Here is a 13100-nt window from a genome sequence, read left to right as displayed (position 1 = left end):
CTCCTCAGAAGTGTGATGCGGCTCCGGCCGGCCGGGGGAAGACCGTGCCGTCGAAGATCTTGCGGGCGGTGCGGACGACGGCGGTGCGCCGGGCCGCAGGCAGGGCGTCGCCGGGGCCGGAGTCGACACCGGCTTCGATGTCGAGGAATCCGGTGGGGTGTTCGATGCGGAGCCGGTCCCCGCGTTCGGGCGGGCGGGCCACGGCGTGACCGACCCCGCCCTCCACACGCAGTCCGGCGGCGACGCTCGCGGCGCCGAGGACGCCGATGGAGGTGTGGCAGCGCACCGGGATGAAGGTGCGGGTCATGACGGCTCCGCCGTCGCGTGGCGGGGCGAGCAGGGTCAGTTTGGGCACGGTGGCGTTCTCGACGTCGCCGAGGCCCATCAGCTTGCCCGCCGCCAGCCGGATCTCACGGAGCCGGTCGGCCAGCGCCAGGTCCTCCTCCAGGTCCTTGGGGGTCTCGTACCCGGTGACGCCCAGTGAGGACGCCGCGATCAGGACGGTCGGCATGCCGTTGTCCACGCAGGTCACCGGGGTGTCGGCGACGATGTCCCGGGCGTGGCCGGTGGGCAGCAACGCGCCGCTCCCCCGCGGGAACTCGATGACCACCGGCGCGGCGCTCCCCGGCACCCCGGAGATCTGGGCGGAACCCTCGTAGACCACGCGTCCGCCCTCGGTGGGGAAGCTCGCGACCGCGAGGTCCCCCGAGTTGACCATGCGGATGCGTACCGCTGTACGGCCCTCCGCCGGCTCGACCAGACCGCGTTCGACGGCGAACGGGCCGACCCCGGCGAGGAGGTTGCCGCAGTTCTGACGGTCCGACACCTCGGCCCGGTCGACCGAGACCTGGAGGAAGAGGTAGTCGACGTCCGCCAGGGGATCGGCCGAGACCGACACCACGGCCACCTTGCTGGTCAGCGGGTGCCCGCCGCCCAGGCCGTCGATCTGGCGCGGGTCGGGGCTGCCCATCACGCGCAGCAGCAGGTCGTCGCGTGCCGCGGGGTCGGCGGGCAGGTCGTCGGCCAGGAAGTAGGCGCCCTTGGAGGTGCCGCCGCGCAGGAGCATGCACCGCACTTCCGCGGGCCCGCTCACGGCGCGGCTCCGTCCCGCACGTACTCGTCGTACGACGTGTACGTCACCCCCAGGCGTACGAGGGTCTCGCGCAACCCGTAGCGGTCCAGGCCGAGTTGGCCCTCGAGGAAGGCCGCGCGGGCCAGCGCTTCCTTCCGCTCGCGGGCCTTTGACGCCTCGGCGACCCGGCCGGCGCCCTCGCGGGGCACGCAGACCACGCCGTCGTCGTCGGCCAGGATCACGTCACCGGGCCGGACGATCTGACCGCCGATCGCCACCGGGACGTTGACCGAGCCGCCGGTCGCCTTCACGGTGCCCTGCGGACTGACCGCGGCGGACCAGGCGGGGAAGCCCATCCCGCGCAGTTCGGCGGTGTCCCGGATGCCGGCGTCGATGACCAGTCCGCGCACCCCCCGCCGCTTGAGCGCGGTGGCGAACAGTTCGCCGAACATGCCGTCGGTGGAGGGCGAGGTGGTGGTGACGACGAGGATGTCCCCCTCGCCGCACTGTTCGACGGCGGCGTGGATCATGAGGTTGTCGCCGGGCCAGGACAGCACCGTGACCGCGGTCCCGGCCACCCGGGCGTCCTGCTGGATGGGGCGCAGCCGGGTGCCCAGCAGGCCGGTGCGGCCCATCGCCTCGTGGACGGTCGCGGTGCCGTGTCCGGCGATCGCCTCGACGTCCTTCGCGTCCGCCCTGGGCGGCCCGGTGACGATCACGCCGCTCATGCCAGCTCCCTCGCGATCTGCGGGTAGGGGCGCATGTAGGCCTCGGCCATGGTCTTGTGGGCCAGGCCCAGGTTGGGGCCGGCGTTGCGCTTGAGCTGGACGCCGCGGCGCACGGCGAGGTCGGTGTAGTAGTCCCACAGGTGCTGCTGGGCGCCGAGGCATTCCATCGCCTTGCGCTTGGTCTCCCACACCTCGGTGATGTCGAGCAGGACTTCGGGCCGGAAGCCGCTCATCTCGGGCTGGTGGGGCTCGAAGTAGAAGACGGGCGGGGCGCCGATGATCTCGCCCTCGCCGGGGTAGCCGATCGCCTGGGCCAGGACACGGGCTTCCAGGGCCATACGGTTGGCGGCCGGGTGGTCGCCGTTGTACGGGTCCTCGGTCGGGTGGGTGAGCACGACGTCCGGCTGGGTCTCGCGGCAGACCGCCACCAGTCGGTCGGTGAGCTCGGCGGTGGCGGTCAGCGGGTAGTCGCCCGCGTCGAAGAAGCGGACCTCGGCGCCGAGCGTGGCGGCGGCCTTCTCGGCCTCCTCCCGGCGCATGGCCTTGATCTCGTCGAGCTTCCTGCCCTCGCGCCAGGCCTTGGCGGACTCGCCGCGCTCACCGAAGGTCAGGCACGCGATGGTGACCTTCTCCCCCCGGGAGGCGGCCAGCGCGATGGCTCCCCCGGCCCGCCACACGAAGTCTCCGGCGTGCGCGGTGACGACCAGGGTCGACCGCGCGGGTCGTCCTCCTTCGCCGGGTGGGTCCGAGGGTTCGGGTGCGGGCGCGTTGGCGTGCGTCATGGCTGCTATCTCCTTGGTGGACAGGTGGGCGCCCGCCTCGGCTGTCCGTCGTACCGCGCGCCGCCGCGCGACACGTCAGTCGCGCAGCGCTTCGATCACACTGCCGAGGTGAGCGCGGACGGCCGCTTCGGCCGCCTGCGGGTCCCTGGCCCCGATCGCCTCGATCATGGCCAGGTGTTCACTCAGGGACTGCTGCGCACGACCGGGACGCAGTGCCAACTGGAACCGGTGGCGCACCAGTTGGGCATTGAGTCGCTCCAGGAGTCCCACGGCGGTCCGCTGGCCGGAGAACTCCCTGATCCGGGCGTGCACTTCGTGGTTGAGCTCGGAGTAGGTCACCGGGTCGCCGTCGGCGACCGCCTTGGTCATCGCCGCGCCCAGCTCCGCCAGGTCGGCGAGCTGTTCGTCGGTGGCCAGGGTGGCCGCCTTGGCGGCGCAGAGGCCTTCGAGCGCCATACGGCACTCGGTGATGGCGACCGCTTCCTCCACGGTCACCACCCGGACGCGTGATCCGCGATTGCGGATCCGCTCGACCAGCCCCTCCGACTCCAGCTCGATCAGCGCCGCCCGGGCGCTGGCCCGGGTGACACCGAACTGCTCGGCGAGTTCGTTCTCCACCAGCCGCTGGGCCGGTGCCATCTCTCCGCGCAGAATCGCCTGCCGCAGCTGCACCAACGCGTGCTGCTTGGCCTGCTCGCCGGTGCCTGGACGGGCTTCCGTCTGCATTGCTGCCCTCCCTGAGTGAGTGCCTGTCGAACGTAAATCTAGACCAGCAAGATTGTCAACAATTTTGTTCGGCATGTTGCCGACAGGGCCCGGGGCGCTCCTCCGACACTCGGGGCCGGCTCCCGGCCGCCCGAGGACGATCCGTCGCGCATCCCCGCTCCCCAGCGGCTTCCGGGTTGTGGTGTGCGAGCGACGGCCCCGGCATGGACTGCGACCGCCGCCGCCGAAGGACGGACAGCGGCCCGAGCGGGTGCGCGGATCGAGCGGATCGGGACGGGCCGAGCACGCGGCGCCCGGGGCGGCGGTCGCCCGGGCGAGGACGCCCCCGGACCGGGGCGACCCGGCCCATGGGGCTCCAGGAATCCCACTGGGACCGAGGACACCTGCCGGGCATCGAGAACGGCCCCGCCCCCGTGAGGGCGGGGCCGTCGTCCTGCGCGGGACTCACACGGCTACCGCGCCGGTCCCCCGTTCGAGGCCGCCGGAGCGGGTGCCGGTGCGAGGCCGGCGGGCCGGGTGGTGAAGACGCCCCGGCCCTGGGTCCGACTGCGCAACCGGGTCGCGTAGCCGAAGAGTTCGGCGAGCGGCACGGTGGCGGTGATCACCGCCGTACTCCCGCGCGTGAGCGAGCCCGAGACCCGGCCGCGCCGTGCCGCGAGGTCGCCGAGGACTCCGCCCACGGCGTCCTCCGGGACGGTGACGGTGACCTCGACCACCGGTTCCAGCAGGAGCATCGCGCTGCCGCGCAGCGCTTCGCGCAGGCCGAACCGGCCCGCCGTGCGGAACGCCATCTCCGAGGAGTCCTTCGCGTGCGTGGCCCCGTCGGTCAGGGTCACGCGCAGCCCGGTCACCGGGTGACCGCCGAGGGGACCCTCGGCGAGCGCGTCCCGGCACCCGGCCTCCACGGCACGGACGTACTCCTGCGGCACCCGGCCGCCCACGACGGCCGAACGGAACACGAAGCCCACCGGACTCCCCGTGGCGCCGTCCGGGTCGGGACCCAGCGGCTCCACGTCGAGCACGACATGGGCGAACTGACCGGCGCCGCCGTCCTGTTTGACATGCCGGTACACCAGGCCGGTGACCCCGGCGGCCACCGTCTCGCGGTAGGCGACCCTCGGCCGCCCGACGGCGGCGTCGAGCCCGTGGTCGCGCCGGATCTTCTCCACCGCCACCTCCAGATGCAGTTCTCCCATGCCGGACAGCACCGTCTGCCCGGTCTCGGGGTCGCTGCGGACGACCAGCGAGGGGTCCTCCTCGGCCAGGCGTGCCAGCGCCGACACCAGTCGCTCGGTCTCGGTGCTCCGGCGTGCCTCGACGGCCACGGACACCACCGGATCGGCGACGACCGGCGGTTCGAGGAGCAACGGCGCCCCGGGGGCGCAGAGCGTCGCCCCGGCCCGGGCGGACTTCGGCCCGATCACGGCGACGATGTCACCGGCCACGGCGCGGTCCAGCTCCGCGTGGCGGTCGGCGCGGACCCTCAGGATCCGGCCGATCCGCTCGGTGCGTCCCGTGCCCACGTCCAGCACCCCCTGTCCCTTCTCCACCGTGCCCGCGTAGACACGCAGATACGTCAGCCGTCCGGTCGCGGTGGCGTTCACCTTGAACACCAGCCCGGCGAACGGCGCTTGCGGGTCGGCCGCCCGTTCCCGCTCCGCGCCGTCGTACGTGCCGCGGACCGCGGGCACGTCGAGCGGCGAGGGAAGGTAGGCCACCACGGCCTCCAGCAGCGGTTCGATCCCGCGGTTGCGGTACGCCGAGCCACAGAGCACCACGACGCCCTCACCCGTCCGGGTGAGATCGCGCAGCGCGGACGCGAGGGTCGCCGCCGAGACGGTGGACCGGGCACAGAACTCCTCCAGCGCCCGCGGGTGAAGCTCGGCCACCGCCTCCTCCAGCAGCCGGCGCCGTCGCTCCGCCTCCTCCAGCAGTTCCCGCGGCACCGGGCCCTCCTCCGCGGACCCGGCTCCGTCGGCCCACACCAGCGCGCGCATCCGCAGCAGGTCCACCACCCCCGTGAAGGTGTCCTCCGTGCCGATCGGCAACTGGACGACCAGCGGGGCCGGATGCAGCCGCTCCCGGATCGACGCGACCGCGGTGTCGAGGTCGGCGCCGGCCCGGTCCAGCTTGTTCACGAAGGCGATCCGCGGTACGCCGTGCCGGTCGGCCCGCCGCCACACCGACTCGCTCTGCGGCTCCACGCCCGCCACGGCGTCGAAGACCGCGACGGCGCCGTCGAGGACGCGCAGCGAGCGCTCGACCTCGTCGGAGAAGTCGACGTGGCCCGGGGTGTCGATCAGGTTGATCCGGTGGCCGTCCCACGCGCAGGTGACGGCCGCGGCGAAGATGGTGATGCCACGGTCGCGCTCCTGGGAGTCGAAGTCGGTGACGGTGGTGCCGTTATGGACCTCGCCCCGTTTGTGGGTGGTCCCGGTGAGGTACAGGATCCGTTCGGTGACGGTGGTCTTCCCCGCGTCGACGTGGGCGAGGATGCCCAGGTTGCGCACGGCGGCGAGGGGGTTGGCGACGGAGTCGGTGTGATGACGGTGCAGGTCGGTACGCACGGCCGAGGGCCTTTCGGACGATCCGGAACGGGTCGGCGCGATTCCCCGACGACACGCCTGTGTTCAGGCGGTGGCGGACCTCCGGCAGGCAGGACGCACGGCGACCGGGCTTGCGGTCGGCGTCGTGCGAGGGGAGGTCAGAAAGTCGTCGCAGGCGTCCGGTTCCGGCCGCGCAGCCGGTACCGGGCCCACGAAGACACGAGGATCACCTCGTGCTGTGACCGGGGGACGACGACAGCGGTGCGGTAACGCACGGCCCGGCTCCCCTCGTTCGTCACGGCACACGCGGCACCGGACGGCACGGCGTGTGGTTCGTGGCGAGTCTAGGGAACCGGGCACGGGCGGCGCACCGGGTTTTCCCGGACCTCCGGGCCGGGCGTGTTCCGCCGGCCGGCCCGAAGACCCCGGCGCCCTCACGGCTTTCGGCCTCCGGGCCCGACCGGCGCCCCCGTACGCGCCTGGCGTCGACCGGCCGCTCCTGGCACTCCTGGCGCTCGGACCAGCCCAGGTGCTCCGGCAAGCCCCGTCGCTGCGGAGCCCCTTGGCATCGGTCGGCGGCCGATCACGGCCGGTCGGCGCTCAGTTGCGGCTCCACCGCTGGTTCGAGCCGCCGTTGCAGGTCCACAGGACGACGGGGGTCCCGTTCGCCGTGCCGTTGCCCGACGCGTCCAGGCACAGTCCGGAGACGTTGCTGGTCACGGTGCCGTTCGTGTTCACGGTCCACTTCTGGTTCGTACCGCCGTTGCAGGCCCACAGGACGACCCGGGTGCCGTTGGCGGTCCCGCTGTCGTACGCGTCGAGGCACTTGGTGCCGTAGACGACGAGTTCGCCGCGCGAGGTGGCGGTGAACGTCTGGTTCTGGCCTCCGCCGCAGTCCCAGAGCGCGGCCTGGGTGTTGTCGGCGATGGCGCTCCGGTAGAAGTCGAGGCAGCGTCCGGAGCCGGTGCCGACGATCGCGGTGCCGTCGGTTCCGGGGACGGCGCGGACGGCGACCGCGTCGATGTCGGGCGCGGTGCCCGAGGGGGCGAAGGTGAGGGTGTTGGACCCCTTGGCCAGGGAGGCGAGGACGGAGACGGTGCGGTAGGTGCTCGACGACCCGGTGGGCGGGAGGGCGAGGGTCTGCGCGTACTGGCCGTTGACCTGGAGCGTCGCCCTGCGGGCCGTGGAACCGCCGTTGGCGTAGCTGATGTCGACGAGCTTCGTGCCGGCGGCGGTCGCGTCGACGCCGGTGAAGACCGGTGTCGTGGCCGAGGTGGTGTCCTCGTACGTGGTCCCGGCGCCCTCGGTGCCGGCGACGGTGAGCAGGACGGCCTCCCCGGCGGGCACCTTGGTGGTGTAACTCGTGGCGTACGAACCGGCGTCGGCCGCCGACCATACGCTGCGGACCGCGGCGGAGGCCGCGGTCAGGCCCAAGTCGGTCCAGCGGGCGGTGATGTTCGCGGCGGCCGACGTGCGGTTCAGCAGGAGGACCGCGCGCCTGCCGGTGCCCGAGAGGACCTTGCCGTAGACCTGGAGACCTCGCGTGTCCTCGGCGACCTTGACCCCTTGGAGGCCGCGTGGGTCCTGGTCGATGGCGATGACCTCGGAGTTGGTGAGGATCGAGGCCGTCGAGGAGCTCATGGTGGCGAGGTCGTTGCCCGCGAGCAGGGGTGCGCCGGCGATGGCCCACAGGCCCATGTGGGTGCGGTTCTGGGCGGCGCTCAGACCTGTCATGCCGACGGTCATCATGTCGGGGTCGTTGTAGAAGCCCGTGTGCTGGGCGGCGGGGTGCAGCGCCTTGTCGAAGTTCGCGAGGACGCTCGTCATCGACGGGTTGTCGGGCCAGTAGACGATGTCGGTGCTGGTGCGCCACAAGTCCCCTGTTCCGGCCGCCCAGTTCCACGGGTTGCCGGTGCCCCATTCGCAGAGCGACAGGACGAGCCGGCGTCCGGTGACGGCCGTCGCGGCGGTGTTCGCGTCGCGGATGGCCTTGTACGTCGTCTCCTGGTCGAGGCCTTCGGCGTCCCCGCCGCACCAGTCGACCTTGACGAAGTCGAAGCCCCAGCTCTGGAAGGCCTGGAGGTCCTGCTGGTTGTGGCCCTCCAGACCGGTGCCCGGGGTGGCCGGCGTCGTGGAGGGGGTCGGATAGTAGTAGCCGCAGCCGTTCTTCCCCGCGTCGGTGTAGATGCCGGCCTTCAGACCCTTGCCGTGGATGTAGTCGACGACGGCCTTCATGCCGCCCGGCCACTGAGCGGTGTCGACACTGATGTTCCCGGCGCTGTCCCGGGCGCCCTGCCACCAGCCCTCGTCGATGTTGACGTACGTGTACCCGGCGGCGGCCATGCCGGACGAGACGAGGGCGTCCGCCTGGGCCTTGACGGTGGCGAGGTCGACGGCACTGGCGAAGCTGTTCCAGGACGCCCAGCCCATGGGGGCCGGAGCGACCCCGACCTGGGTGGTGGAGACCGCGGCGGGCTCGGCCCCGAGCGTCTCGGGCGAGCGGCCGAGGCCGGCCGTCCCGGCCACCGCGAGGAGCAGGACGGAGCAGTGGACACCCGCGCGTCTGAGGAGGCGTACGAGACCCGGCCTGTTCGAAATAGTGGACATACAGCTCTCCCTTGAGGGGTTTGTTCGCAGACTCGAACAAAAGTCAACGCGACTCGCCCCATCGCAGCGCCTTGACCGGGCCGCGTCAAGTTCCGTGCCGGAATGGCCTGTTCACCTTCGGCCCCCCCCCGTCACCGACGGCGAGGAGGCGGACGGTCGGGGTGCGGCGGCCCGGGTGCGCGGCACCGGGTGCGCACGTCCCTGGTCGCAGGGTCCTGGTGCCCAAGTCCCGGATGCGCAGGGCTGGTGCGCGAATCCCGGGTGCGCAAGTCCCGGGAGGACACGACCCCGGAGCGCACGGCCCGGAACGAGCGGCACCCGGACACCCCGGCGCACCCTCCCGCGATACCTTCGCCCTGACAGAGCCCTCCGGGGCCATCAGCGGGTCTTCACCATCGGGGACGGACATGCGCGAGGAAGCGATCGTCGAGGCGGCCGCCGGAGTTCATCTGGTGCACGGCAGCAACACGAACTGGGTGGTGCTGTCCGAGGGCGACTCCGTCACCCTGATCGACACGGGGTATCCCGGCGACCGCCAGGACCTCCTGGCGTCCCTGGAGGCCCTCGGCCACGCGCCCGAGGCGGTGAGCGCCGTGCTCATCACGCACGCCCACAACGACCACCTCGGCTCCGCCGAGTTCCTGAACAGCGTCCACGGCACTCCGGTCCTGCTGCACGAGGCCGAAGTGCCGCACGCCCGCCGCGAGTTCCTCCACCAGGTGAGCGTCGGGCAGGTGATGCGCCAGGCGTGGCGTCCCGGCGTGCTGCCCTGGGCCGTGCACGCCATCCGCTCGGGCGGCACGGCCGACGTACGCATGACGAAGCCCGAGGCCTTCCCGCACGCGGGCCCGCTCGACCTGCCCGGCCGGCCGGTCCCGGTGCACACCCCCGGACACACGCCCGGCCACTGCGTCTACCACCTGCCGGACGCCGGAGTGCTGATCTCCGGTGACGCCCTGGTGAGCGGCCACCCCACGTCACGGATACGGGGTCCGCAACTGCTGCCCGAGATGTTCGACACCGAGCGCGCCGGAGCGCTCGCCTCCCTCGAACGCATCGAGGCCCTCGCCGCCGACGTGCTGCTGCCCGGGCACGGCCCCGTGCACCGCGCCCCGGTGGGCGAGGCGGCTCGGCGCGCCCGGGAGCTGGCCGGCTGACGAGGTCGGGCCGGTGTACGCCGGCGCCCCCTGCCCGCACCCGGTCGACCCCGGCCGCGGGCAGGGAACACCGCCGTACCACCGCGGCGCTTGACGCGGGGAGCACATGGGGGCACAGTTGTACATATACGGCGTAAACGTACGTCGTTCGCCTACTGCATCTCCCCCGGGAGCACCGCGGCACGGCGCACCGCAAGCCGAATCGCACAGAACCTTTCGAGGCCGGGTTCGTTCCGGTCGGGGTTCCGCGCGTACGGAACGCCCGGCCCGCTCCGGGCACCGGCTCCGAGCCTGCCGTGCCGACGCGGCGCTCGCCTCCGGACCGCCGCCCGCGCGCACACGAAGGAGCCGGGCCCATGAGCGCCCCGTCAACCATTCTCGTCACGGGCGGCGCAGGATTCATCGGTAGCCACACCTGTGTCGAACTGCTCGACCACGGCTACGAGGTGATCGTGGTCGACGACTACTCCAACAGCAGTCCTCAGGTGTTCGCCCGCGTGGAACGCATCGCGGGACGTTTCGTCGGCACCGTCTATGAACTGGACATCCGTGATCGACGTGCCCTATCGGCCGTCTTCGACCGACACTCCGTGGACGCCGTCGTGCACTTTGCCGCGCACAAGGCCGTGGGCACGTCGACACGGATGCCCACCGACTACTACGACGCCAATGTCGGCGGAACGACCGCGCTGCTGAACACCATGCACGAACACGGGGTGCACAAGCTCGTCTTCTCCTCCTCCTGCTCCGTCTACGGGGACGCCGGTCACGGACCGCTCGACGAGACCACCCCGCCCCGCCCCACCAATCCCTACGCCGCGTCCAAGTTCGTCTGCGAGCAGATCCTCACCGACATCTGCCTGCGCCGCCCCGAGTACACCGTGCTGTGTCTGCGGTACTTCAACCCCGCGGGGGCCCACCCCAGCGGGCTGCTCGGCGAGGACCCCCGCGGCTCACCGGAGAACCTGCTGCCGAACGTGGCCCAGGTGGCCGTCGGACGGCGGGAACGCCTCCGCGTCTTCGGCGACGACTACCCGACGCCGGACGGGACCGCGATCCGCGACTACCTGCACGTGATGGACACGGTCGAGGCCCATCGCGTGGCCCTCGACCACCTCGCGGACGAGCGGGGCATGCATGTGTACAACCTCGGTATAGGCAAGGGGAGTTCGGTCCTCGACGTGGTCGCCGCCTTCTCCATGGAATGCGGATCGCCGATTCCCTACGAGATCGTCCCGCGCCGTCCCGGCGATGTGGCCGAACTCGTGGCGGACGCCACCGCCGTCGCACGCGCCTGGGGCTGGCATCCCTCTCGGGGCCTCGAGGCCATGTGCCGCGACGCCTGGCGGTTCCAGCAGCTCAATCCGCACGGCTACGCCGGCTCCGCCAGGCGCCCGAGCGCCAAGGACTGACGGTCCCTCACGGACCTGGATCCCGTGCGGGACCGAGGCTCGAACGGGACCGAGAGCTCGCCCCGCTCGCGGACCCGGGTCGGCCGACGGCCGGGCGGGCGGCGGGGGCGCCGTCCGGTGGCCCCGGTCGTCACGCGCCACGTGGCTGCGGCTCCGACAGGAGGAACGCGGTCTCCACGAGCGCGATATGACTGAATGCCTGCGGTGTGTTGCCCAGTTGACGGCCCGTGTCCGGGTCCCACTGCTCCGACAGCAGACCGATGTCGCTGCGGATCGCCAGGACTCGCTCGAAGACCTCCCGGGCCGCTTCCAGGTTTCCGGTCTGGGCGAGCGCGTCGGCGTACCAGAGGGAACAGGCCACGAACGTGCCCTCGGAGCCCCGCAAGCCGTCCACGCCGTGCACGCCCTGGCCGTTGTGCGCGTAGCGACGCACGAACCCGCCGTGCATCAGCTCCCGCATCGCGGCCACGGTACCGCGCACCCTGTCGTCGTCGACGGGCAGGAAACCGAGCCGGGGGATGAGCAGCGCCGAGGCGTCCAGCGCCGACGAGCCGTAGGACTGGACGAAGGACCCACGTCGCGCGTTCCAGCCTTCCCGGCACACCTGCCGGTGCACCTCGTCCCGCATCACCCGCCACCCGTCCGAGGATCCGTTCCTGCCGAGCAGTTCGCCCATCCTCAGCGCACGGTCCGCCGCCACCCACACCATGACCTTGGAGTGGACGAACTGTCTGGCCGGCCCGCGTACCTGCCACAGACCCTGGTCCGGTTCGCGCCAGTGCCGTCGGAGGTGCCCCATCATGACTTCGACCAGATTCCACACATGGCCCGGCATGGGGATCCCCGCCCGCAGCGACAGCAGGAGCGTGTCGAGGACCTCGCCGTACACGTCGAGCTGGAACTGGGTCACCGCGGAGTTCCCGAAGCGAACCGGCCGCGAGCCCTCGTAGCCGGACAGCCACGGTGCCTCCGTCTCCGGGAGCTGGCGCTGCCCGCCGACGCCGTACACGGTCTGCAGATCGGCGGGTTCCCCCGCGATGGCCCGCACCAGCCAGCCCAGCCACGCGGTCGCCTCGTTCCGGTAGCCGCTGCGCAGCAGGCACGACAGGGTGAGGGTGGAATCCCGCAACCAGCAGAAGCGGTGGTCCCAGTTGCGCACGCCGCCGATGGAGCCGGGCAGCGAGGTGGTCGGGGCCGCGACGACTCCACCGGTGGGCGCGTAGGTGAGGGCCTTCAGAGTGATCAGGGACCGCACGACGGCATCCCGCCACGGCCCCTCGTAGCGGCACTGTCCGGTCCAGCGCCGCCAGAAGTCACTGGTCTCCTTGAGCACGGTCTCCGCCGGAACGGACAGCGGCGCGGGCGGCTCCGACACGTAGGAGGGCGCCCACACGAACGTCAGCGTCATCCTGCGCCCGGCCCGGACGGTGAAGTCGTGGACCGTCGAGTTCCCTCCCTCGAGCTCGCGCTCCAGGCCTTCGGTGTTCAGCCAGACGGCGTCCGGCCCCGCGACCGCGACGGTGCAGTTCTCGCCGACCTGGATCCACGGCACGACCCGGCCCTGGTGGAAACGCAGCCGCAGTTCGCTGCGCATGGTCACGGCCCCCCACAGGCCTTCCACCACCCGCACGACGCAGGGCAGTTGAGTCCGTGGTGGCATGAAGTCGGTGACCTGGACAGCACCCGTGGGAGTCTCCCACCGGGATTCCAGGACGAGCGTGTCCGGCCGGTAGGAACGGCTCGCGCAGGAGGCGCCCGCGAGTCGTGAGACCGGCGCGATCCGCCAGAACCCGTTGTCCTCCGTGCCCAGCATCGCGGCCATACAGGCCGGGGAGTCGAACCGGGGCAGACACAGCCAGTCGATGGACCCGTCCCTGCCAACCATGGCAGCGGTTTCCAGATCACTGATGAGGGCGTAGTCCTCGATGGGTGTGTTCATGATCGAAGCCACGCCGCCGTGTATTCTGCCGCCTTTCCAGGATACGGCCATAGCACTGCAATTCGCATCCTGACCAGGGGTTTCGAGCGTTCCTCGCGCCCGGACTCCACCGGCGGAGGATCCTGGTCCGT

General features: G+C 71.9%; 9 protein-coding genes. 2 read left to right on the top strand and 7 right to left on the bottom strand.

Features of this window, described 5'->3' with window-relative positions; all coding sequences use genetic code 11:
* Window positions 1-4: 4 nt before the first annotated feature.
* The 6 genes from ACFYW7_RS27540 to ACFYW7_RS27515 form a co-directional block, all read right to left on the bottom strand.
* The gene (locus tag ACFYW7_RS27540) at window positions 5-1093 is read right to left on the bottom strand and encodes a 4-oxalomesaconate tautomerase (RefSeq protein WP_389507015.1); all 1089 of its coding nucleotides are present in this window, start codon (window positions 1091-1093) and stop codon (window positions 5-7) included.
* Complete coding sequence (locus ACFYW7_RS27535; protein ID WP_389507013.1) at window positions 1090-1800, bottom strand: 4-carboxy-4-hydroxy-2-oxoadipate aldolase/oxaloacetate decarboxylase; 711 nt, start codon at window positions 1798-1800, stop codon at window positions 1090-1092. Before ACFYW7_RS27535 ends, ACFYW7_RS27540 begins: the two co-directional genes overlap by 4 nt.
* Complete coding sequence (locus ACFYW7_RS27530) at window positions 1797-2582, bottom strand: PIG-L deacetylase family protein (protein WP_389507011.1); 786 nt, start codon at window positions 2580-2582, stop codon at window positions 1797-1799. The genes ACFYW7_RS27535 and ACFYW7_RS27530 overlap by 4 nt, the downstream gene beginning before the upstream one ends.
* Window positions 2583-2657: 75 nt before the next feature.
* Entirely contained in the window at window positions 2658-3308 is a 651-nt protein-coding gene (locus ACFYW7_RS27525) for a GntR family transcriptional regulator (protein ID WP_389507009.1), read from the bottom strand.
* Window positions 3309-3760: 452 nt separating this feature from the next.
* Complete coding sequence (gene fusA, locus ACFYW7_RS27520) at window positions 3761-5875, bottom strand: elongation factor G (RefSeq protein ID WP_389507007.1); 2115 nt, start codon at window positions 5873-5875, stop codon at window positions 3761-3763.
* 579 nt (window positions 5876-6454) lie between these two features.
* Window positions 6455-8461 carry a lectin gene (locus ACFYW7_RS27515; RefSeq protein ID WP_389507005.1) on the bottom strand — a complete coding sequence of 669 codons (2007 nt, stop codon included), beginning with the start codon at window positions 8459-8461 and terminating at the stop codon, window positions 6455-6457.
* A gap of 407 nt (window positions 8462-8868) precedes the next feature.
* Here ACFYW7_RS27515 and ACFYW7_RS27510 point away from each other — a divergent pair, with 407 nt between their 5' ends.
* Both ACFYW7_RS27510 and galE read left to right on the top strand, forming a co-directional pair.
* Window positions 8869-9618 (top strand): MBL fold metallo-hydrolase, encoded by a 750-nt coding sequence (locus tag ACFYW7_RS27510; protein ID WP_389507003.1) that lies wholly within the window; start codon window positions 8869-8871, stop codon window positions 9616-9618.
* Window positions 9619-9974: 356 nt separating this feature from the next.
* Window positions 9975-11030 (top strand): UDP-glucose 4-epimerase GalE, encoded by a 1056-nt coding sequence (gene galE / locus ACFYW7_RS27505; protein WP_389507001.1) that lies wholly within the window; start codon window positions 9975-9977, stop codon window positions 11028-11030.
* A gap of 130 nt (window positions 11031-11160) precedes the next feature.
* Here the strand turns inward: galE and ACFYW7_RS27500 are convergent, their stop codons facing one another.
* Complete coding sequence (locus tag ACFYW7_RS27500; protein ID WP_389506999.1) at window positions 11161-12969, bottom strand: glycoside hydrolase family 15 protein; 1809 nt, start codon at window positions 12967-12969, stop codon at window positions 11161-11163.
* Window positions 12970-13100 lie beyond the last annotated feature (131 nt).

Source organism: Streptomyces sp. NPDC002580 (assembly GCF_042889485.1).
In the GTDB taxonomy this organism is placed as follows: domain Bacteria; phylum Actinomycetota; class Actinomycetes; order Streptomycetales; family Streptomycetaceae; genus Streptomyces.
This window is presented reverse-complemented; position numbering and strand designations above follow the sequence as displayed.